The sequence below is a fragment of the Rossellomorea sp. SC111 genome, from assembly GCF_024733565.1.
Taxonomy (GTDB): Bacteria; Bacillota; Bacilli; order Bacillales; family Bacillaceae_B; genus Rossellomorea.
In genome coordinates this window covers 1-23,038 of record NZ_JANIOC010000028.1, presented here as the reverse complement: position 1 = coordinate 23,038, position 23,038 = coordinate 1, and the positions used below count along the sequence as shown (strand labels likewise).

Sequence of the window (23,038 nt, the reverse complement as noted above, 5' to 3'; positions counted from 1 at the left end):
ATGGTGCCGGCAAGAGGACTTGAACCCCCAACCTACTGATTACAAGTCAGTTGCTCTACCAGTTGAGCTACACCGGCACGGTGAATTTCAGAGTGATTAAATGGTGGAGGATGACGGGATCGAACCGCCGACCCTCTGCTTGTAAGGCAGATGCTCTCCCAGCTGAGCTAATCCTCCATATTAATGAGCTGTTATTTGTTTATTGAAAATTGGTGACCCATACGGGATTCGAACCCGTGTTACCGCCGTGAAAGGGCGGTGTCTTAACCGCTTGACCAATGGGCCGTGTATTTGCAACTCCTCTTAAGGACATGTATCACTATATCATCTGATTTCGCAGAAGTCAACTTCTAATTCGCATTTTTTACTGCTTATCCATTCCATTTTTGTAAGCCGAAGAAGAATATACCACATTCCTAAACGATTAATCAATAGAAAAAAGAATTATCTTCAAATGAAAACAAATTGACCTCCTGATCCTAACACATTCGTAATGAATAGTTAAGAACAGTAAATAATAGTAAAGCTACATTGATATAGATCTATCGGCAACGAAAGAATACTCGTAATAGTTTCCGATTTTCTTAAATTCTGAGGATAAAACCAGTCCCTCCATTGGTAGTAGAAAAATTGTTTCCAATAACCGGTGTGATTTTTCAGTTTAAAAATAAACAGTCCTAGTAATATATTGTACACAACGATTCTCTCTTCTCTCATTTTCTCATTCCTCACAAAAAAAAGAGCAGCTACAAGAGCTGCATAAGTTTGTCCCCATGATATTTAGATTTTTCACGAATTTTGTTAAATTGGCTTATATCACTCGTTGCCTCAAGTTTATAGTTGAAACTGAAGAACCAAAACTTATGCCATTCTCTTTTAAAATTGCGTAACATAGAAATCCCTCCACATTATCAATTTTTCTTCCTGCACATTTAGAATAGCAGAGTAGTGTAAAAGAACCTTTAAAAGCATGTTAAGGTTTGTAAATATTTCTTACGGGTATATACGAGATGTTGCCTTCATGGTAATAGTTCCTAGTAAATCACACATACTAATATGCAACCTCACATATGGGAAGGAAAACAACATGAACCGTAGACTTGGTGTTTTAATGACTTTAATCATGATTTTCGTTCTAATGTTGACTCTATATGGGCATGATTTTCGGGATATAATAAATAGAAAAATAAACCAAAACGACTGGGTCGGTGCCTGGACCACAAGTATGCAGGCTCCTTTTGAAGAGGGGATCTCCCATAAAGGATTTGAAGACCAGACGATTCGGATGATCGTCCACCCCCATGTGAATGGAAAAAAGATAAGGCTTCGCCTATCCAATGCCTTCTCTGAAGAGCCACTTACCATTCAAGAGGTACATGTGGCGATTTCACAAGGGGAATCTGATATTGAAAAGGATTCAGACCAAAAAGTGACATTTGAAGGGAAATCAACTGTAACCATCCCCCCCGGTGAAAGAAAATACAGTGATTCCGTTTCACTGGAAATGACGGATGATAAACCTATTGCAGTAAGTTTTTATACGAAAGAAAGATCCGGACCCGTCACTTGGCATCCCGTATCGATGCAAACGACCTATGTTTCTAGTGGAAACCGTGTTTCAGCATCCAATCCTTCAACTTTTAAAGAAAAAGAAAAGGCATGGTTCTGGCTGGATGGAGTAGACGTGCCAGCTGATGATTCTTTAAGAGGCGCTATTGTGGTCATAGGAAGTTCCATCGCAAATGGGAATAAATCCACAGAGGATACCAATCGACGTTGGCCAGATCATCTGGCAAGAAGACTGAATCAGGACCAATCTGATTTGACGATCATGAATGCAGGGATTTCAGGCAATCAACTGATTAACAGCCATCCTGATAAGGGGGAAAATACCCTGGCAAGGCTTCAGAGGGATGTTTTCAGCCAACAAGGGGTAAAAGCATTGATACTTCACCAGGGATTGAATGATATTAGACATTATCCAGAATATGATGCTGAAAAAATCATCGGACGAATGAAAAAGATCATCTATTCTACCCATGATCAAGGCCTGAAAATATATGGAGGTACCCTGACTCCCTTTAAAGGGTCGGGAATTTTCACATCACGGGGTGAAAAGACTCGTCAGGAAGTGAATCACTGGATACGGACAAGCGGGAAGTTTGATGGGGTAATCGATTTTGACAAAGCGTTACGGGACCCAGATGAACCTGAGCATTATCTGAAGAAATATGACTCGGGGGATCACCTTCATCCCAATGATGAGGGGTATCAGAGAATGGCTGATACGGTGGATCTTTCATTATTTAATTAGGGGACGGAGGAACAGTTCCTCTGGCCCGCTTCTATTTGTGTATTGCGCTTGATTTTACACATAGGTACAACTTCAATTATCACTATGTGCTTACTAATGGATGTTATCCAACTTCATTTCATGATACCTTATTTCTTCCTGCAACTTCTTTTGAATCTGAGAGTCCAAACACCCTTCAAGTAAAATCCGGTTGTAGTGAATCCTTAAAAAATGCCATTTACATTTCATTTGTACCACTAACTGAGTCACCTTCATCTTCTCTCCTCCACTTCATAAATCGCAGGAGTCCGTTTCGAAAACTGGCAAGCATCGTCACTATGACCTTAGCCCCTATAGTTTTGCGTCACCACTTTTCAATGGTTTTGCCCTTATCGTACGAATTATGAAAGATTCGTTTCCTTGCACGTGTAGGTAAACGATGAAAAACCACTGTATATTTACACATGTCATTTTTACTACTTTTGAATCGTATCATATTTTTTTATTCTACGTTCGAAATATTCCCAAAAGAATAATCCTATCAGTAAAGATATAATTCAAAACGGGATGGTCCCCCTTCACCTTTATCCACCACCATTTTTCCATACGAGAAGCAGGAAGGGGGACACGTCCCCCACAGCTATCATTTTTTCTCCACAACAATAAAACATGTACTATCCGGAAGGCGAACGGGTTTTCCGGATTCATCAGTAAGCTCGATCTTGTAGGATAAATGCTCTTCATATCCTTCTTGCAGGTAATGTTCAAATACCAGGATTTCAGCTTGGTCTCCAAGGGTCCTGTAAATAAAATCACGAAAGCCAGATGGAGTGAAATAGCCGAATTGCTCCTGTACTTCATGGGGGTATGCTTCTTCGCCCCACGTATACGTATAGAGGAATTCCATCGCATCGTTTACATCGAGAAGGACGGCATCTTCTCCCGCTGAACGATAAGAGATCTTCCTCCCCTTGAAATCCCTGACGTATCTCTTGAAAAAGGAAAGGCCATGTGGGTCTTTAAAGCGAATGATCCGTTTCTCTTGCCCAGGCTCTGTCATGATGCCGTCCCGGATGATGATTCTTCCTTTTGGTCTGAGAGCTTTAAGGGAACTCTTTAAGGTTTGGGCAATGACCCCATGATTGAACCTTTCACCTTCGTACAGGATGTAGGAAAACATTTCATGGAGAATCGACGAGAACACGATTGTGTCTGCCCCTTCCTTCCCAATATAGTCTTCAAGCTTGAGAGCATCTCCCTGCATGACTTCCCATGTAGCGTTTTCCCTTTGCTTTTTCCGTTTCAGTTCCTCCACCACATTGACGGCAATGTCGATTCCGATGACGGTGGTTCCGGGGTGGTGACGGGTCAACAGGTCCAGCATGACTCCGCCGCCCGGACCGATATCGACCATCGTCTTTCCTACAGCGTAGTCTGAAATTTTTTTCTTGAAGTCCTGTGAGCTGTTCATATCACTTAGGTAGGTTTGCTCATTGTTCAGCCGGTCAAAAGCATCCTTCCTGAAGTTGAATAGGTCATATAACAGAACGATTGCCCGGTCATAAAGGGGTGATTTTTCTGCTTCCTGGCAGAATTCGATCAACTTCTCCCCTGCCCGTGAAAAAGAAAACCCGACCCCCGCCATTGCTTCATGAGAATGAAGGGGAGCTGACTTCAAATGGACATGCTCGTTTGCAAGATGTTTCCCATGGACGATTTCTTCGATTGTGCACTCGGCAAGATACGATTCTATGATTCTTTTTTTATAGACATTGACGGTCTTTCTTCCTTTATAGTCGTAGTACAGCTCCTTCATCATCGGTTCAAAGGAGAGCTGTTCCATAACCGCCCCCCGTGTCTTCCGTTCAATGAGCAGAAAGATCTTGATACATTCTTCAAAGCTGAAATCCGTAAGGGACGCTTCTACGTACCACATATCCGTTTTCCGAAAAAAACGTTCCAGAAGCTTTTCTGCATCGGGGCTGGAACCCATCCATTCATCGTAGACAGCGTCAAAGTTCTCCCCGCGCAAAGAAGCAAGATCCCGCAGCCTTCGTAGTCTTTCTTGAAACATATGCTCTTTGGATGTCTCCCCTTCACAGATCCAACGGTTCAGCATTTCCATTTCCTTTTGTACCGAATCCCAGATCTCAGGGGATACCCCTGCTACAATACATTGATTCAGTGCATACAGAAGAGGAAACATTTCTTCTGTCGCCACTTTGATCAGAGGCTTCATGGATGAGTACCTGACTTCCCCCCGTATGTATTGGCCCGCGAGACCATGTGTCAGGATCAGCACGTACAGTAGCTTCTCCCTCTCGCGATTCTGCTTTGATTCAGGTCGTTTTCCCATTTCCGAGGCGTATATTTGGGCAGACCCAATATTATGGATGCCGAGGTGAAAACCGTGATCAAGCCACTCTCTTCGTTGGTGGGGAAGGCCACACTTAGCCGTTTCACTCCACATGAGGACTTCTTCCACTAACTCTTTCTCTTCTTGGTGCAGACTCAACCCGTCCAGTACTTGGAGTGTTCTTTCTACGTATTCCAACACCGGATTTGGTGCCATCTGTTCAAGCGATTCGACTTGTTCAAGATTCACATTTTTCTCTTTCGTAAGAGAAAGGTATTTTAGCCACTTATGTTCCCGCAATATGAGCGTATTTCCTGATTTCAACTCGGCGATTGCATGTAAGGATGAAAGCATGGTTTTCCTCCCTCTTTCTCGTTATTTACCTTTCCATCATACATCACTCTGGTAAAGGAATGTATGAATTTCCTTCTTCATAGACTTAGTGTAAAGGAAGGGAGCCGGTCTCAATGCTTGAGTGGAGTGCTGCCATTGCAGCCGTCGCGTTTACGATTCTCGTAGTTTATTTGATTTTGACATTAAGGAGGGTCATGAACACGCTGGACGAAACAAAGAAAACGCTCGCTGACACGAGGAACGCTGTGAATGGCATTACCGAGGAAGCTGAAGAACTGATCCATACGGCTAACCAGATTTCTGTTGATGTAAAAGGAAAGATGAAAGCCGTTGACCCATTGGTGGAATCTGCACATGATGTCGGGGACATGATCCAGAGTGTGACAAGCTCCGTGAAAAGGGCAGCATCGCAAAATCGGACACCGAAGACCATCCATACTCAAGAAAGCAAGCCGGTGCAGATTAAATTGAAGTAAATTAAAAAGAGGCCGGAGAATGGCCTCTTTTATTTTAGTTTATGCTCAAACTAATCTACCGGCGACCTTCAATAACCCTACATGAGAGCACCAAAAAAAAGGGCTTAATTTAAACAAACGTTTGTTTACCTACTTTCAAGCTTGTATTCATACGGAAAGACAAGCTATTCAAACGTTTGTTTAAATTTCAGCACAAAAAAATCCCAACCCTACTAATAAGGTTGAGATTCCATGATTCTATCAATGTTTCTTTTTCTTCTTCCCTTTCTTCCCCTTCTCATCCGCTTTGATCACGACAGTAGTCAACGGATCCAGGGTCAATGTGTCGTCGCTCATAGTGAAGCCGGATTTCTTTGAAACAGGATGTGTGCCCGCTTCATCGTTATCCACGACCACTTTTCCTTTTGAGAGGTCATAGTCTCCGATTGATAGAGTACGAGCTTCATCATCCGCATTCACAAATACATAATACTCACCCGTACCATCCGTCGATACGTTCTTATAAGCAAGTAGGAGATCGGTATCTTCGATTTCAGGGATATCCATCAGGGATACATTCTGGTCGACCAGTTCTTTGTCGCCGAGTCGGAACGCATTGGTGGATCTTCTCAACTTGATCAATCCTTCTGTGTATTCCCTTGTGGTTGTATTGATTTCGTATTTCTTCTTGTTCGTTGCTTTTTCCCAGTCAAACATGTTGATGGCGTCGGATGAATCGTAGGAGTCGTGGATGAAGTAACCGAATGGGTCCCCATTTTCGTCCTCTAATTCATGATATTTCTGTTCCGGGACGCCTTCACCGAGCCACTGCTTGGTCCTGCCGTATTCCTGGCCGGCGTGGAGGAATGCCGTTCCCTGGGATGTCAGGATCATGGAGTTGCCGAGTCTGATCCGTTTATGGATTTCCAGATTGTTCTCTGGTATGGCCGGATCTTTCTTGATCGATTGGGCAATCACATCGTACAATGGCAGATTATCATGGGCTGCGATGTATTGAACCATATCGCCTGGATCGTCGTCAGCAGTGTTACCCGGCTGGCCTTTGATGTTGTTGAAAATCGTGTTGATGTCGCGGGCGCCATCGGTCAGGAAGCGCGGCTCACCTTCTGAACCGAAACCGGATTTCAGTTCGTTCCGGATTTCGTCGGAGAAGACTCCCACGTCGTCAGTTTTGTCCATCCAGTCCTGATCGGCTCCCATTCCTTCTAATGAAGGATCTGAAAGGTGACCGGCGAAGGTTCTCCAGCCTTCCCCGATGAACAGGGCGTCCGGGTTGATCTCAGCCGCTGCGTCATACGCTTTCTGGATGGCAGGATAGCTTGCGTCCCCCATCATATCGAAGCGCATGCCGTCGATCTTGTATTCGTCGAACCAGTATTTCACGGAATCCACCATCAGCTTCTCAGCCATCACATGGTTGGTAGCAAGGTTATTCCCGAAACCTCCGAGGAAGTTCCCCTGCTCATCCTGAAACGCATAATAGTTCGGCACGATATCGTTCAGTGTGCTTGTTTTGGCCATATGGGTGTAGACGACGTCGAGGACGACTCCCATGCCTTTATCATGAATCGCGTCAATCAATCGCTTCGTTTCCTCGATTCGCAGTTGTGGATCGGTGGGATCCTCTGAATACGCACCGTCCGGGGAGAAGTAGTTGTGAGGGTCATAGCCCCAGTTGTACTCGTTGCCTCCCGCAGAATACTCAAGCTCACGTTCGCCCATCTTCGTTTCATCACCGTAATACCAGGCCATGATCGGAAGCAGCTGGACGTGGGTCACACCCATTGATTTGATGTAATCAAGCTTTTTGATGAAGGCATCATATGTGCCCCATCTTTCCTTTTTCAAATCCTTCTCGATGGACGGGTCGGACGTGAAGTCACGGACATGGATCTCATAGATGACGGCATCCTCCCGTTTTTCATAGCCATCGATGGAGGCATGAGTGAATTTCTTAGGGTCCGTCCCCTTCAAGTCGACGATCGCCGCTTTTCCGATGTTATCGCCGTCAGGGCCTGTTTCACCCTCTGTATTGACGGTGAAGGCTGCCATGGATTTGGCATACGGATCGAGTACTTTTTTCGTTACGCCGTCATTGGTTACTTCGTATTGATAATAGAAACCTTTCAAATCTTTCACTTTAAGGTCTTTTGCTTTCAAGTCTGTTGACCAGACGCCGTTTTCACCTAAAGTCATGTTCACTTTTCCGATGATTGTTCTGGCGTCTTTTTTATGATAAATATTGGCGACTACCCTACTTGCTTTCGGTGCCCACAGTTTTAACGTGGCATTTCCTTTTTTATAAATGGCACCAAGGTCATCCCCATCGTAAGCATACTTGTTATCAAGCAGTCGCCATCCCGCTTCTGCAGAAACGGTCCTGCCCGAGTAGGTGATGGAAAGAGGGAGCTTTTTCAGATCAAAATCAGCTTTCACTTCCACTGTTTTGTCTCCGGTGATCTTTACGCTGTCTACTTTCACATCGGAACCATCGCTGTCTTTGATGGCTAAGCCTGAGAGCAATGCGTCTTCCGTCAAACCATCTGTCATCGTAAAATTCAGGCGGATGGTGTCATCCGAAATAACTTCAGATGAAACGAGTCCCGTCGCCACATCTCCATGCGGGGAAATGAAGACGTTATCCTCGCCCTCTTTTACCCAAAGCTGGTCATACTTATCAAGAAGGTTGAAGGTTTTATCTCCTCCGTCTTTCTCCCCTGTTGCTTCATTCAGAACAAGGAAGCCGATCTGTTTGGCATCGGCATTCAACTCAACGTCTACATATGCACCGTAACGATCCTTTTTTGAAAAATCCAGTGCGCCCGTCGGCCAGTCTGCTGTAGGAGATTTCACATCTCCCCACGTCCAAAGACCGAAGTTTTCATAATTCCCTACTTCGCGGTCATAGTGAATGCGGACAGTGTTTTCCGGCAGATCAACCGGCTCATACGTATACACCTTATCCGATCCCTGCTCGATCCAGATTTCATTCACGTCAGGATTTGTGATGGAGAAGGATTTGTCTCCGCCGTCTTTACCAGCATCCCCTTTCGTAATATCCATGACGAGGAATCCGATGTTTTTCGCCCCTTCTGCAAGTGGGACGTCAATGTAAGCCCCGTAGCTGTCGGTTTTCTCGAACATCGTCGCTCCTGTCGGCCAGTTTGCCGATGGCGATGCGACATCATTCCATAGCCATGCACCGAAGTTTTCGTAGTTGCCATCCGTGCGGTTATAGTGGATGCGGATGTTGTTTTCAGGAACAGGTTCCGCTTCAGGATCTTCTCCTCCAGCCGCAGCACCCTTGATGTTTCCTCCGTCAACGGTGAGGAGTGCAGTGCCTCCGTCTGTTTTGGAAGGAAGGGTCATCGTGACTTTACCGGATTCAGAAGTAATATAGGTTTCTCCGGAATAAGCATTCGTCACGACCGCATCAGGAGAATCAACCGTCAACGTGATCTCTTTCGCTTCATCCGCCACATTTAACCCGACGTATACGGAGTCGTCTTCATAGTCACGGGAGAATACGAGGAACTTGTCGCTGTTCGAACCGCCGACTGTATGTCTCTCACCCTTCGCGAACACCTCCGAATGCGCCCCCCTGAAGTTCAGGATCTTCGTATAGTGATCCAGCACATCATTGTTCTCTACATCATCCCAGTTCAGGTCATAGCGGTTATCATACTGAGGATAATTATTCGCTCCGCTCTGTCCAAGCTCTTCACCATAATAAATGACCGGTTGCCCCTTAGCCGTCGCCTGCAGGGAGGCCGCGAGCTTCAGCTTGCCTTTGTCCCCGCCTAGTGAATACAGGAATCCGTCCTCATCATGGCTCCCGAGGAATTGTCCCAGCGTTGCCGTGTTATCGATCTTTCCGTTTCGGGCCGTCAGCTTATCATTGGCCGCTTTCAGATTGCCATCCACAAACTCACGGGCGATATCCTTGAATCCGAAGTCAAGTAGGGAATCCATCATCCCCGTATCAAGGTAGCCGTAGTCATTGTCAGCACTTGCTCCCCAGGCTTCCCCGATCATTTTGTGCGTCGGCATTTTTTCCGTGATGGCGTTTTTAAAGGCCATCCATGTGTCGTCTTCCACATGCTTCACCGTATCGACACGAAAATAGTCAATCGTATTACCCTTATCCGTTTTCGCTTTCTCGATCCAGTCGGTCTGCCAATCGATGATCTGCTGGCGTACTTCAGGATCTTCCGTGATCACATCAGGTAGTCCGGCGAGTTCACCGCCAACTTCGTCTGTCCCGACATTGCCCTGACGAAGGATATCGCTGTACTTTTCACGCTCTGCGTCCGTCGGATAACCAGCTGGACGCTGATCCGCAGGCAGCTCGCCGTCGATTTCTTTCAATCCATAACCGGTGTGGTTCAACACGACATCCACCATGATCTTAATCCCGCGGTCATGGGCTTCATCGATCAGGTTATGGAAGTCATCCATGCTTCCAAAGTGTGGATTGAGCTCGCCGAAGTTGCTCGCCCAGTAGCCATGGTATCCGAAATAAGGCTCCGCATCTTCCCCTTTTCGCACATCATACTTCACATTCTCCACAACCGGACTGATCCAGATCGTGTTCACGCCGAGCTTATCAAGGTAATCGAGCTTTTCAGTGATCCCTTTAAAATCTCCGCCTTGATACGTGCCGCGTTTCGACTTGTCATAATTCAGGTTGTAAGGATCATCGTTCGACGTATCCCCGTTGAAGAATCGGTCCGTCAGCATGAAATAGATGATCGATTCATCCCAATCCAGGTCGGAATCGCCGACGGACTGCCTTGCTTTCACTTCGATTTCAGTGCTCCCTTTATAGACGTTTCCGTAAGAGTCCACTGCGGTTAAAGGAATCGTTTTCGTTCCTGCCGTAATGTCATCATCTACGGAAAGCGTCACTTCATTCAGGGACGGATCGATTTCAAGCTTCTCCGATCCACCTAATGAAGAAACATCTGCTGTGGTTTTCTGAATCGTTAAACCATCAGTCAATCCTTCGATTTCAACATTCAAGACGGCGTTTTCATTATAGTCCACAGCTGCCGGAGCCACAGAACCCGTCACTGTCAGGTTGGCTTTCTGGAAATCAAGAACCGATTTGCCGTCCACCGTATTGTAAGGATCGCTCACTTCTGTCGTCACTCCATCTTTTGTGACTAAAAAGGAGTACTCATTTTTCCCGTTAGGAATGTTGTCATATGGCAGAACGAAACGCTCATTCTCCGGCTCATATGTCATTTCCTTCGTTTCCCCGTTGTACTTTAACTCTACTTTCTCAATCGTATCCATTTGATCGTTTTGGAAAAGGTCCCTGTCACGATAGAAAAATGTCGCGTCTCCCTGATCGATGACCGGTGCGGAACCGTCCGGTACGATGCGGATCTCCTCGACACCGCTTGTTATGTAGGCCTTGGTGAGGGTGTCGTTCTTGTTTACTTTAATGAAGCGGTCGCCGAATTCCTTCTCCGCTGTATTCCAGTCCTCGGTACTGCGAAGGACAAATCCGAACTGCTCCGTTTCAGGTGCCACTGCGATGTTCGCTACCGCCACTCCATTTTCATAGGAGTCGAAGTTGATTTGATCATCCTTCACCCCTGTGTTCCATGCCCATATGTTCCAGCCGTCGTACGTCTCGTCTTCACGATCATACGTGAAGCGTACCGTGCGGTCACCGGAATCCGCTGCTGTCGCCGGTTCATTTCCGTCGGCAACGGCAGAAGCCGCCGGAGCGAATGGTGACCACAAGCTGATCAGCATCATCAATGTCATCATCATTGAGAAGTGACGCTTTGTCTTATTTCTCATTCATGTTTTCCCCCTTAATTGGATAAATAGAATAATAGAAGTGCTCGTGATGATTGTGGAAACGTTTGCACAATTGGTTAAAAAAATGTGAGGTGACTCCCGGGGTAGTTATTTCGAACTAATGCAAACGCTTGCAATTGTCTGTCTTTTTTATTTTACAATAGATGGATGGAGGGTGGCTATATGACTAATGGGGGATTTTTTTACATATTGTGCTTGTTCACTAGAAACTGATCTCTTGGCATCTATGGTCTACTGATTGAAATCCTCCCTTTACGCCTCCATATTAAAGCCTATATTCTCTCGCGTTATAATATAATAAAGGGAGGGATCTTATGACAGGGGTGAGTTTTATGAAGAAAATGGTGTCACTAACCTACTTATTCGGGGTTGTTTTCATTTTAACCAGCGCACTTTATTTTTTCGCTTCTAACTGGCAAATGTTTTCGCGGCTTGAGAAAGTGGCTTTGGCAGGGGCTTTGATTGTATTGTTCTATGGAGCAAGTTTCCTGTTGGACCGTGTTTTGAAGGGAGCCCATTTCCTTTCCAATTGGCTGTTGGTCAGCGGGGTGATTTCCTTTGGTCTTTCCGTTGCGTTGCTCGGACAGCTGTACAATTCCCATGCGGACAGCTACTTATTGTTTCTTGTCTGGTCCGTTCCCGCCTTGCTGTTCAGCTTGTACACACGATATGGCGGATTTTACGCATTAACCCACATCCTCATCCATTTGACGATTTACTTTTATCTGTTCCCATCCACACCATTCGGGGACTGGACCATGGTTCATACCTGGATTGCATTCGGAATCGGCATCGCAAACATGCTCTTATTTTTGATTATTAAAAAAGGATATATCCATTCAAAACCATTACTTTACCTGAGTCTCGTCTCAGCCAATCTTCTCCTTATCGTCACGGCTTTTGATAACGAGTATTCCGCTTTCTTCACCCTGGTTTATATAGGCATCCTCGGAGTCGGTGTGTATCGTTATTTTAATAAGGAAACATCAATCTTTATCATTCTATCGATGTTCGGAACGGGCTTTATCATCATCAAAATGTTTGAGCTGATGGCGAGATACGTGTCCAGTCTGTTTTTCGTCGGTCTTTTACTGGCCGCCATTCTGTTATTAGTGGGAAGTGTGTTCCTTGTGAACTACTTACGAAAGCATTCCGCTTCCCGTCACTGGACTAAGACGATCTTCGTGGCAAGTGTTACGACCATCGCTTCCGTTTTCATCGTGGCGTCAGTTTTCGGTCTGCTTTCATTGTTCATGGTGGATGTCTCAATGATCACTCTATTTGTTTTGGCGACGGCATTTCTCGTCATTCCGAGTACCGTAACGAACTGGCCGTCTCCTGTAAAGTATTCGCTTATGATGACCGGCATCGTAATCGGGATGATAGCAAGTGTGTTTGATGAGTTTTCGTTTGTAATGTTCTTTGTTTTCTCCTTTGTATTCTATTTTGAAAAACGGATTGCTGCGAGATTTATCTTTTATCTGCTGTTTCAATTGAATACAGCGATCTTCTTAGGGCAAACGTTGGAACTGGGTGCTCAGGCTCTTCTTCTCGTGATGGTGTTCTTAAATGGGATGGCCTATCTCCTGTTGAAAAATAAACAGGTCCTTCAGTATGGAGCGTTTCTCAGTGGATTCATAGCTCTTTTCTCGTTAACTATGATCGATCTATCGTGGAGTCTTCATATTGTCTATTGCACACTGTTTTTCCTGATAGCGACCTTATGCGTGTATGTTTTCAAAAAGCAGGGCCTTCAGATTTATTGGATTTCTTCCCTACTATTCTGGTTCATGCTGATCGTCCAGTTGTATTATGATCTGGCCTGGAAGCTCGTTCATAAATCGGTGCTCTTTGCCGTTTTGGGCATCCTCTTCTTACTGGTGGCCGGCTACCTGGATCGAAAAGGTAACTTTGAACGGAAATCGCACTCCATCCTTGCAGGGAAAACGCTCGGTATCCTCTTCATCATATGCCTTCAAGGTGGATGGATCGGGTATCAGGTGTATTCGAACGAGACCCTTTTACAGAGCGGGGAAACGGTCATCCTGGAACTTCAACCAGTCGACCCCAGATCTCTCCTCCAGGGGGACTATGTGGAATTGAACTACAGCATTTCACAACTCGAGGATACCTCCATCGATGACAACGGGCCCATCACGATTGTATTACGTAAAAACCCACAGGGCGTACATGAATATACAGGAGTTTATAAGTTTAAAGGAAAATGGAATGCTTCTTATGAAAAGAAACCCGGGGACGTGCTCTTAAATGGAAAAGTGACCAGTTCGTGGGACAACAGTGCCCAGGTCACGTATGGAATCGAACATTTCTTCATCCCCGAAGGAACCGGACTCGATGTCGAAGGGAAGGTGAAGACTGCGGTGGTGAAGGTGAGTGAGAAGGGGGATGGGATATTGGTGCGGTTGCGGGACTAGAGAATGGTTGTTATATGAAACTGTTTTTATGGGAGGTGGGATCTTTCCACCTCTATTTTTTCGCTCTCAATGACCAAACAGCCTATTTTTTTATGATTTCATTTGGATAAGCTCTCTCTAATGAGGTATCTTTAACTCCTTCATAAGACTCTTTATGCACTCTGTTATCATTTATAAAGAGGAAGCAAGGGGACGGTTCTCATGCTTCCCCTTTTGGCCTATTAAAATTTTGGAAGCAAAAGAACCGTCCCCCTGCTACCTGAATAAACCGGCTTTTCTCAATTCCTTCTCTACGGCACCTGCCAATGTCCTCGAATACAGCGTCGAAATATGATGATAGTCCCGATACACCAATACATTTCCCACGACTGGCGGGCAGCTTCCGTCCTGACAGAAATACTCCGACAGATCGGCAAAGGTGACATTACCGGGTATTCCGTCCGTATGATTCCACGGTACAGCATCTGACAAGACTTGATCCCTTGGAACCGAACAATCCTCGATGCCTCTTTCTTCAACACATTGTGGCGGATCGCCTTCCATTGCCGGGTTGTCACGGACGGCAAAGATATGGGTGACGCCGTCGAGTTTTTCCCATTGATGAAGATATCCTTGGGGAACCGTGTCACCATCCGCCACATTCGCTGTCGTAAATACCACATCCGGCGGGTTGGACTTCAGCATCTCCAGTACCTTCTTATTCCAATCCATGCACGATTCATTCAACAGCCCGTCGAAATCGTCATCGGAGAATCGGCATGCGTCTTTGTTGTAGATATCGATTTTCAGCTTCATCTTTTTGGATAGTTCCTCCAGGGCCGGGAACCAGTGTCCCGAATGAGAACCGCCGACCAAGGCAATCGTATATTCAGGCTTACTCGTTTCCCCCCGTGAACAGACGGTCACTTTAGCATCCTCCATATTAGAGAAGCATTCAGGATCTTCATAAAACGAAGGCAGATCTTCCTTTACAGATAGGGTGGACGGAACAGGCTTCTTGTCCGGATCATATTCAAGGTGATCGGAAATGGCCCTTGCACCCGGATACTCTTTCAAGTCATATTGCTGCTGACCCTGATCTTTCACATATAAAGCCCATACTGTGTTGGCGCACAATAACGGAAGAATAAGAACCAATAGTATTGTTGCCAGCCTTTTTTTAGACTGTTTAACACTAATTTTCCGCACAGGTGCTTCAAGGATTTTAACCGAAAGAAACGAGAGAAGGAAAGCACATATGATGATGGCAAGTCCTCCTGATACAGATACGGTATCCACATCGAAAAAACTGTAATAAAAAATCAACAACGGCCAATGCCATAAATAGAAGCCGTAAGAAATCCCTCCAAAGAACATAAAAAGCTTGGATCCGAGCAGCCGGTCCACCCCAAATCGGGCAGGGTTCTCCGCTGCAATGATGATCATGATCACCCCGGTAGTAGGAAGCAATGCCGCATATCCCGGAAATACAGTAGAGACGGGCAGAAGGATCCCTGTAAAACAAATGACAGCCAAACCAATCCAGCCTATCACCAAATTCACAGACTTCCTGAACGTTAAATACGGAATCAGGAGCGCCAGAATCCCACCCAAGCTGAACTCCCATACACGTGCCAGCGTATCAAAATAGGCCCATGGCTGATTCACCGCTGTCTTATAAACGGAATAGGCGATTGAAAGGGTGAAAAGACTGATCAGGACACCCAATAATGTCTTTCTCACCGGTGTTTTCAGTACCTTTTTCGCCAGTAAAAACGACAACAGAATGACGAATGGCCAAGTAAGGTAAAATTGCCCCTGTAAGGAAAGCGCCCAAAAGTGCTGCAAAGGGCTTGCCTGGTTATTCTGAGCAAGATAATCCACCGCACTGCTGGCCAAATACCAATTCTGAACATAAAAGGCGGACGAAAATACCTCAGCAATGATCTGCTTCCACTGAACCTGAGGCATGATAAAGACTGAGACCACCACCGCAAACAACAGGACCGTAAAGGCGATGGGAAACAGTCTCCTGCCGAGACCCAGCCAATATTCAACGAGCTGGATACGGCCCACCCTCTCCATCTTTGTCAATAATGAGGTAGTGATCAGATAACCCGACACGATAAAAAACACATCCACCCCGCCGGAAACCGACCCGATCCATATATGATAGATGGCCACCAAAAAGGCGGCTACCGTTCTGACACCCTCTAATTCAGGGCGGAACTTTTTCTCCGGTGATCGTAAATCCATCCTAACGTCCTCCCATAAAACCCAATTATCATTCCAGTATTTCTTTTAAGAACTCTCTTTAAGCATGATTTCTTCCTATTGTAATGGAGGAGTGTAAATGGTTTACGACAGGAATATTAGAATACTGTAAATTCAAAGGAAGCAGGGGGACGGTTCTGTTGCTTCCCAAGTAAAATGAAGGAAAGCACAGGATCTGCTTCGTCCAACCATAGATGATGCAAAAAGAAGCATAAGAACCGTCCCCTCGCTCCCTCGATTAATGTCGAAAAATATTGTTTCATGACGCTTGTAAAACCTATTTCCTTTTAATTAACAGATTATTACAATCATATAAGGAATTAAATTCCTATACTTATAGATTCTTGAAGGAGAATGAACATGATCACGAAAAAAACGCTGACCGCATCCATCTTGGCAACCTCTTTGGTGTTTTCCAGCAGTGCGCTCTTACAGCCGCAACATTCTGTACTTGCTGCCCAAACCATCAACTATCAAATTGAGTTGAACCTATTTGCCTCTCATTATGCGAAGATTATTCGCACGTTGGAAAGCTATACGACAAAAATTGATGGCGCAAAATCTGAAAAAGAACAGATGAAACTTTACGATGACTATCTGGCATACTTCGATGGTGCGTTGGAGAAAGAGGCTCCTCTCAACCCTTCCAATAAAGAAATCGCAGCCATGGATGAATACATTTATAATAGTTTAATAGAAGTATATAATTCCGAAATGGACACCATCGACTACTTAAATGGCGACATGTCAGACCACGACTACGGCATTGCCATGAACGATATGGAAGTCAACGTCGAGAATCTGGAGAAACAGTTTAAACAAGTAGCCATGACGTATAAAGGAAAACGTCACATTACCTTCAGTAACGACATGTATTATCTCTTGGGAGAAACACCTCCGGCAAAGACAGAAGCGACAGGTACATACAAAGTGAAAAGCGGCGACACTCTTTTTGCCATCGCTAAGAAATATAAAACGTCCGTCAGTGAATTGAAAAAAATCAACCACTTGAAGAGCGACCGCATCTATGTCGGTCAAGTGCTGAAGATTTCCGGTTCCGCTACGGCCCCTTCCAAAAGTGAGCCTGCTCCACCAAAGACCACAAGCTATAAGGTGAAGACAGGGGACACACTCTCTTCCATCGCCAGGAAATATAAAACATCCGTCAGCAATTTAAAGAAAATCAACCACCTGACCAGCGACCGTATTTATGTCGGTCAAGTGCTGAAGGTTTCAGGCTCTGCAGCAGCACCTGCGAAGAATGAGTCCACTGCACCTTCCAAAACATCGACATACAAAGTGAAAAAAAGCGATAATCTGTCCGTAATCGCCAAGAAATACCACACAACCGTAAGCAGTCTGAAAAAGCTCAACAACTTAAAGAGCGATAGGATTTACGTTGGACAGGTTCTGAAAGTGGCAGGTTCCATCCCAACCAAAGATAAAAGTCCTGCCCCTGCTAAAGTCACAACCCATACGGTAAGAAAAGGGGATACCCTTTCCGCCATCGCGAAAAAATATAAAACATCGGTTTCGAAACTGAAGAAGGCGAACAAATTGATCAGTGATCGGATTTATGTGGGGGAAGTGTTGAAGGTTCAATAAGAGTAGATTAGACAAGAAGCAAGCAGTGGTTACTTGCTTCTTTTTTATGTTTTGTATTTTGAAGTATACACTCAATGAGAATGGCTACTCCTCATCAATCAATAACCCTATTGAAAACGCAGACATAGTAAAAAAATTCAATGCAAAAGCGATTCCACCCAGTAAAGAATCTTCTAATAGATAGGCCGTAATGGAGCAAATGACCATGATCATAAAACATGTGGTAAGAAATGTTCGTTTCATTTACCTAAGCAGCCTCCCCCGCTTCAGCAGCAGCGGACCTGCGCCTGAGCCACATAGCCCCAATCATAGAAAGAATGCCGAGGAAAGCAAGGGCGATCAAAGACACCCATCCTCCTTTTTGATAAGGAAGATCTGTATAGTACCCATGTGTTTCATCAGAAAGTCCTTTGATCCATTGCGTCTCCAGCTTGTTCTTTGTACCAAGCGTAAACTCACTTGTTTTAATGACCCCATTTTCGTTGATACTGAAGGTCTTATACTTCGCCGGCTCAGAATCCGGTGACTTTTTCAAGGCAATGATGAATGACTCCCTGCCCGTTTCCTTTTTCACCATCACCTTGTATTGAATGGCCTCATCGAACGCATCCATACCCTCACGCCCGGAGTCGACCTTAAACCCTTTGAGCGTTGCTTCCGGTTCATCCTTCACCTCAAAGAGGATATTCCCACTCTTCTTACCCGATTCCTCCTCTTCCTCGAGAAACGTATTCAACTTCACGCCATGAAACACCTGAACCGGGTCTACCACTCCATCTTCCTTTAAAGAACTATATTCATAATCCTTCTCGAATTTATTCTGATAGAAGGTCTCCCGTACGCTTTGAACCAGAAAATAAAGAACGATGGAGAACAATATTATTCCTATAATTGAAAGTAAACCACTTGCATAGACAAGACGTTTTGTTTTACTGAAATTCATGGGTTCCTCTCTCCTTTCTTGTAGAGATTTTGTGAAAAATAGTAGATATGTATTTATTCTAGTTAAAAGGGAGAATACCTTGTCGGGGTGGGTTTTAAGTCTAATAATTTTAGGAGTTAATTGAGGTGACGTGGTCCCTACTTTAAAAATTATGGTGGGAAGAAAATGAGATTCTATCCTTATATCTTAATAAAATTGATATACGAAAGGTGAGCCAACAGCTCCTGTATGTCCTCCCTATCTATTTCAATGCTTCTTCATTCGTTTTGCTCAACTTAATCTTTCATCTCTAAAAATATGAATCACGTTCAAGTTATTTACTTCACAGTATGCTTTGATTTCATCTTCTTGATATTTCAAGCTATATCCATCTTTTGCTTGCCCTTGAATCGAAACTCGAATATTCCTATCAACGTTCAACTTTCCACCCCCCGTTACGGAATTCACAATCTATGTAACGTTTTTTTATAAATAGCGAGTAGTATGCGACCATTTCTAGTAAAAATACATGGCGATAAACAAATGGGTAACGTGTAAGAGTACTTCTTGTACTGTTGTGGATAATAAATTATGGGTAACGAGCTTTGTCATTCTCATTAATTATCATAACTATACCTGCCACGTAAAATGTCACCTCACCTTAATAGTAGTTCTCGTCAGATTCTCAAACAAATCAATTCATAATGTCTCACTCAAATATCAGCTGATTTAATTTAAATTATAATAAAAAACCTTGAAAGGCATTTAGCCAATCAAGGTAATTGAATTCATTTAAATCATTTATCTATTTTAACTGTGCTCTTTATGAAGACCTCTATAATAAAGAATTCATTAGCTGTTACTATCTCTTTCTTCTATGAATTCTAAAAACGAATCTTGTAGTTCTCCTTCTGTATCAATAGAATTAAGCAGTAATTTAGGTTCTAACGAACAATCTTTTAAAGTCGAACTTCCATCAATTACTCCTAACATGTTTGAAATAGTATCAATCATAGTTTGTTCAATTATCTTCATTAATATTTCTTTATTTTCGTCAGTTAAATCATCGTATAAACCAATAGCTTTTTTCCAATAATCATCTGTTTTAGGAGTAACATTCGTAGTTTCATAAAAGTCTTGGTATAGTTGAAGATTCTCTTTTACTATAGACTCATAAAGTGATTTAACAAAAATATCATACATTTTATTTCCTCATTTCTGGATACATTTTTTTGTTTAATCCAATAAGTTCTTTTAAAGAAGAATTTGGTATGTCATCATAGACTCTTCTTAGTTCCGTAATATCCCTTGCTAGTAGCTGTCTAGGATTATCTATTCCTTTTGTACTTCTTGAAACTATACCATTAGGGCCTTTTATTGTATGACCGACCTTTGGAACATTTATTGCAGGAGCAGTATTGGGATTATAATTATTCACTAATTTCTTCATTAATGCCTTTTGCCCTGCATGATGAGCATCAAGTCCTTCTACTCCTTTAATATCTTTATATGCTCCAACTTGATATTTACCCGATCCCTTAACCGCCCGACTAATCATCCCCCCAGCCTTCAACCCAAGCTTCGCACCATCTCCATAAATCGGTACTGCAGCCAGTAAACTCAGTCCGGCATTTGTGTAGTCTCCATCCACCGCATAGATGAGAGCATTGATGCCGTCGGCTACGGCTCCAAGGCCAGGGACAAATCCAACCAGGCCGAGTCCTCGTTGAACGATTTTTTTAACAGCTTTGCCTGATACTTTATTGGCTTGGACCTTCGGCATCTTAGCGGACGGCTTGCTCTTGCTGCTTCCACTAGGTGTCGAGATATGACTGGTCGACGGTTTGCTGGCAGTCGGTTGACTCCTGTTCTGAATATAGGCTCCGTTTGGCAATATCTTATTCCCATCCGGATCTACATGATAATGCCCCGTCGGATCAACATAATTAATCGGGTTATTGCTCGTATACGTATACATATGCTGTGTCCACGGGTCAAATGCGTTCCCGGAATACGTATCTTGAGAAATGAATCGCCCGGTGTCGGAACTGTAGTATCGGGCGTTCATATAGTGAAGGCCGGTGGAACTATCCTGGATGGCACCGGTAAATTTCACTTCATTATGGATTGTCTTGTCTCCGACTTCCTTGATGTTTCCAAAGTCATCATAGTCGTATCCTTTGACCCGATTGACTTCGGAGTCAACGACGTTGGTGACGCTACCCCTCATGTCGTAGTGATAGAAGAAGAATTGATTTTCATAGTTTCCGTCAAATCGCTTGGACGCGACGATTTCTCCATCCGGGTTCAGGACATTTTTTTCCTCATCAATTGGACAGCAAATTTGTCCAAACTTCTTGCTTCACGCATTAAAAAAACCTTGAAAGGCACTTCACCAATCAAGGTCCTCTTTACTTATTCAATTATACTTTTTCGTTTGAAATTTATTAAGTCTGGATCTTTCTCAACCAAAAGGTCTTCAAATTTATCCCACCCATAAAGTTTAACAAATTCCGCTTCTTTATTACTTATTGGAACTAGCCATACATTTACAATTGGATCACCATCTTTTTCATAAAAGGTATGAAATGAATCATCAAAATAAACCGGAAGTGTTACATATAAGGCTTTTAAATTCGAATCATTGAATATTTTTCCTTTTGGTCCAATAGATTCTCCTCGTAGATAAGCTATACCATTATTATAAGCTTGTAAACCTACATGCTGAAGTATAGCTGGAATATTTTTATCTCCAAAACTTGAATAAGAAACAAATACTAACTCTTGTCTAATGTTTTTAATTGAGACGTGGGATTTCAATAGTATATTACTAAGACCTACAGTAGAATAGGTGACTGTTCCTGGAAATGGGCCATCCACATACTTAACAACTTGAAAAGGAAGTTCATTTCCATTTTCGTCTTTACTCCACCCATACTCAATCTTGCCTAGATGATTTTCCATAAAATTAAGATAATTATCCCTCAATATTATCCCTCCTTACTTGTCCCTGTTTCCTCTTCTTCTATTACAAACAGGGCATTCAAGTCTTGTTCCCTCCTGATAATTATCTAATACCTCTTTACGGGTAACATTAGGAGGAAACTCTCTATTTGTCCAAGCAGGTGTATGATCAACATCCCAATCACGATTTTCACCTGAATATGGTTTAACATTCACTTCATTCTTACAAGTAGGACATAGCTTTCCTCCATTTGGACCAGGTTCTGCATTATCCCAAGCATTTTGGACAGTTTTCTTTCTAAATCCAACGCGATTTGTTACTTGTCCTCTCTTGTTAGTACCTTTTACCGCCCGACTAATCATCCCCCCAGCCTTCAACCCGATCTTCGCACCATCTCCATAAATCGGTATCGCAGCCAGTAAACTTAGTCCGGCATTTGTGTAATCTCCATCCACCGCATAGATGAGGGCATTGACGCCTTCGGCTACGGCTCCAAGGCCAGGGACAAATCCAACCAAGCCAAGTCCTCGTTGAACTATTTTTTTAACAGCTTTGCCTGATACTTTATTGGCTTGGACCTTGGGCTTCTTTTTTTAACAAGGGGGTTATTCGTTACTCCCCCTGTTCTTTTCAACAAAAAATACGAAAAAACGGACTGACACAAAACTAATATTGTCAGTCCATTTAAAATAACTATTTTTTATACAGTAAATTATCTAAATAAGGATACCAATCTTCTTTTCCATATTTAGAATTTACTGCGTCTTCTACAATGGCAGGAGAGCAAGATTTCAATGTTGTTAGAGTTTCTATTTCATCACTCGTAGCCTTCCTTAAAATTTCGCCTTTGTAGTTTAAAATTACTTTTCCATCCAGGGTATCACTAATATATTCAGGTAATGTTAAATTGTCTGGTATATCTATATTCCCCAAATAACCCCATTCGTTATCTTCAATTTTCACAGTAACAGTTTGTGCTAAGAATAAAATAGGATTTTTTACTATATCATTGATTTCAGAATGGCTATTTGATGTTATATCAAAAATAATAATACACTCTGATGTTTCTCCTACGCTTATAACTTGTCCATAACTATACTTATCTTCACCACTTATTTTGATATAAAAAACATCGCCTACTTTGACATCATGCTTTTTTTTACCCATTTACTATTCCCACCTTATTTAATATTAAAGTAATCCCAATATTTAAGACTTATTTGATTTCGTTTGTTTTCTAATAACCCTCCATTTTTTTCAAGTCCTCCATATTTATTTATCATTCTTTGTTCTAAAATATCTAACGGCTTCCCTGGTACTTCTCTTCCTATTATTTCATACTCATATCGTGCACTAGGAGTTTTTCTAGCATGTTCTTTTTGCCTCTTTAAATATCTCTCAGGACTTTTAGTTTGACCAACATAATCTTTTCCTGTTTTTACATTAGTTCTTTTATAGATGATACCAGCTTTATCTTTACCCTTAGAAAAAAACTGCAAGTCTAACTTTAATAATTTTTCCTGGGTACTCTTCAGAGTATTATT

18 protein-coding genes, 3 tRNA genes and 1 riboswitch are annotated in these 23,038 nt (G+C 43.3%); of the genes, 4 read left to right on the top strand and 17 right to left on the bottom strand.

The features are described from left to right. Position 1: 1 nt before the first annotated feature. The 3 genes from NQ095_RS22325 to NQ095_RS22315 form a co-directional block, all read right to left on the bottom strand. Positions 2-77 (bottom strand) — tRNA-Thr (locus NQ095_RS22325). Between the two features lie 24 nt (positions 78-101). Further along, positions 102-177: transfer RNA gene (locus NQ095_RS22320), tRNA-Val, on the bottom strand. Between the two features lie 33 nt (positions 178-210). Beyond that, a tRNA-Glu gene (locus NQ095_RS22315) sits at positions 211-285 on the bottom strand. Between the two features lie 802 nt (positions 286-1,087). Between NQ095_RS22315 and NQ095_RS22310 the strand changes: the two genes are divergently transcribed. Further along, positions 1,088-2,314 (top strand): GDSL-type esterase/lipase family protein, encoded by a 1,227-nt coding sequence (locus NQ095_RS22310; protein ID WP_258265533.1) that lies wholly within the window; start codon positions 1,088-1,090, stop codon positions 2,312-2,314. A 93-nt stretch (positions 2,315-2,407) separates the two neighbouring features. Here the strand turns inward: NQ095_RS22310 and NQ095_RS22305 are convergent, their stop codons facing one another. Together NQ095_RS22305 and NQ095_RS22300 are read right to left on the bottom strand one after the other, a co-directional pair. After that, a complete protein-coding gene (locus tag NQ095_RS22305) occupies positions 2,408-2,569 on the bottom strand; it encodes a hypothetical protein (protein ID WP_258265532.1) in 162 nt (53 codons plus the stop codon). Positions 2,570-2,605: 36 nt separating this feature from the next. Continuing rightward, a riboswitch (cyclic di-GMP riboswitch) is annotated at positions 2,606-2,691 on the bottom strand. 245 nt (positions 2,692-2,936) lie between these two features. Then, positions 2,937-5,003: a class I SAM-dependent methyltransferase gene (locus NQ095_RS22300; protein WP_258265531.1), complete on the bottom strand. Its 2,067-nt coding sequence runs from the start codon at positions 5,001-5,003 to the stop codon at positions 2,937-2,939. 113 nt (positions 5,004-5,116) lie between these two features. Here NQ095_RS22300 and NQ095_RS22295 point away from each other — a divergent pair, with 113 nt between their 5' ends. Further along, entirely contained in the window at positions 5,117-5,479 is a 363-nt protein-coding gene (locus NQ095_RS22295) for a DUF948 domain-containing protein (RefSeq protein WP_258265530.1), read from the top strand. A 240-nt stretch (positions 5,480-5,719) separates the two neighbouring features. On the opposite strand, the gene NQ095_RS22290 is transcribed toward NQ095_RS22295, so the two are convergent. Further along, positions 5,720-11,293, bottom strand: coding sequence for a pullulanase (locus NQ095_RS22290; protein ID WP_258265529.1), 5,574 nt, complete (start codon positions 11,291-11,293; stop codon positions 5,720-5,722). A gap of 353 nt (positions 11,294-11,646) precedes the next feature. Between NQ095_RS22290 and NQ095_RS22285 the strand changes: the two genes are divergently transcribed. Beyond that, positions 11,647-13,749: a GDYXXLXY domain-containing protein gene (locus NQ095_RS22285; protein ID WP_258265528.1), complete on the top strand. Its 2,103-nt coding sequence runs from the start codon at positions 11,647-11,649 to the stop codon at positions 13,747-13,749. 255 nt (positions 13,750-14,004) lie between these two features. On the opposite strand, the gene NQ095_RS22280 is transcribed toward NQ095_RS22285, so the two are convergent. Then, on the bottom strand, positions 14,005-15,984 hold the full coding sequence (locus NQ095_RS22280; RefSeq protein ID WP_258265527.1) for an acyltransferase family protein: 1,980 nt from the start codon (positions 15,982-15,984) through the stop codon (positions 14,005-14,007). A gap of 116 nt (positions 15,985-16,100) precedes the next feature. After that, positions 16,101-16,265: a hypothetical protein gene (locus tag NQ095_RS22275; protein ID WP_258265526.1), complete on the bottom strand. Its 165-nt coding sequence runs from the start codon at positions 16,263-16,265 to the stop codon at positions 16,101-16,103. A 97-nt stretch (positions 16,266-16,362) separates the two neighbouring features. On the opposite strand from NQ095_RS22275, the gene NQ095_RS22270 reads away from it, so the two are divergent. Continuing rightward, a complete protein-coding gene (locus NQ095_RS22270; RefSeq protein WP_258265525.1) occupies positions 16,363-17,607 on the top strand; it encodes a LysM peptidoglycan-binding domain-containing protein in 1,245 nt (414 codons plus the stop codon). An 84-nt stretch (positions 17,608-17,691) separates the two neighbouring features. On the opposite strand, the gene NQ095_RS22265 is transcribed toward NQ095_RS22270, so the two are convergent. The 9 genes from NQ095_RS22265 to NQ095_RS22225 form a co-directional block, all read right to left on the bottom strand. Further along, complete coding sequence (locus tag NQ095_RS22265) at positions 17,692-17,850, bottom strand: hypothetical protein (RefSeq protein WP_258265524.1); 159 nt, start codon at positions 17,848-17,850, stop codon at positions 17,692-17,694. A gap of 4 nt (positions 17,851-17,854) precedes the next feature. Then, positions 17,855-18,550, bottom strand: a complete 696-nt coding sequence (locus tag NQ095_RS22260; RefSeq protein ID WP_258265523.1) for a hypothetical protein — start codon at positions 18,548-18,550, stop codon at positions 17,855-17,857. 270 nt (positions 18,551-18,820) lie between these two features. Continuing rightward, the gene (locus NQ095_RS22255) at positions 18,821-18,970 is read right to left on the bottom strand and encodes a recombinase family protein (protein ID WP_258265522.1); all 150 of its coding nucleotides are present in this window, start codon (positions 18,968-18,970) and stop codon (positions 18,821-18,823) included. Between the two features lie 411 nt (positions 18,971-19,381). Next, positions 19,382-19,732 carry a transposase gene (locus tag NQ095_RS22250; RefSeq protein WP_258265521.1) on the bottom strand — a complete coding sequence of 117 codons (351 nt, stop codon included), beginning with the start codon at positions 19,730-19,732 and terminating at the stop codon, positions 19,382-19,384. A 1-nt stretch (position 19,733) separates the two neighbouring features. Continuing rightward, positions 19,734-20,822 carry an RHS repeat-associated core domain-containing protein gene (locus NQ095_RS22245; RefSeq protein ID WP_483880577.1) on the bottom strand — a complete coding sequence of 363 codons (1,089 nt, stop codon included), beginning with the start codon at positions 20,820-20,822 and terminating at the stop codon, positions 19,734-19,736. 122 nt (positions 20,823-20,944) lie between these two features. Beyond that, on the bottom strand, positions 20,945-21,517 hold the full coding sequence (locus tag NQ095_RS22240; RefSeq protein ID WP_258265519.1) for a suppressor of fused domain protein: 573 nt from the start codon (positions 21,515-21,517) through the stop codon (positions 20,945-20,947). A 12-nt stretch (positions 21,518-21,529) separates the two neighbouring features. Then, positions 21,530-22,012, bottom strand: a complete 483-nt coding sequence (locus NQ095_RS22235) for a GH-E family nuclease (protein WP_258265518.1) — start codon at positions 22,010-22,012, stop codon at positions 21,530-21,532. 175 nt (positions 22,013-22,187) lie between these two features. Continuing rightward, complete coding sequence (locus NQ095_RS22230; RefSeq protein WP_258265517.1) at positions 22,188-22,661, bottom strand: immunity 26/phosphotriesterase HocA family protein; 474 nt, start codon at positions 22,659-22,661, stop codon at positions 22,188-22,190. 14 nt (positions 22,662-22,675) lie between these two features. Continuing rightward, a partial coding sequence (locus NQ095_RS22225; RefSeq protein ID WP_483880576.1) for a GIY-YIG nuclease family protein occupies positions 22,676-23,038 on the bottom strand: 363 nt, incomplete at its 5' end.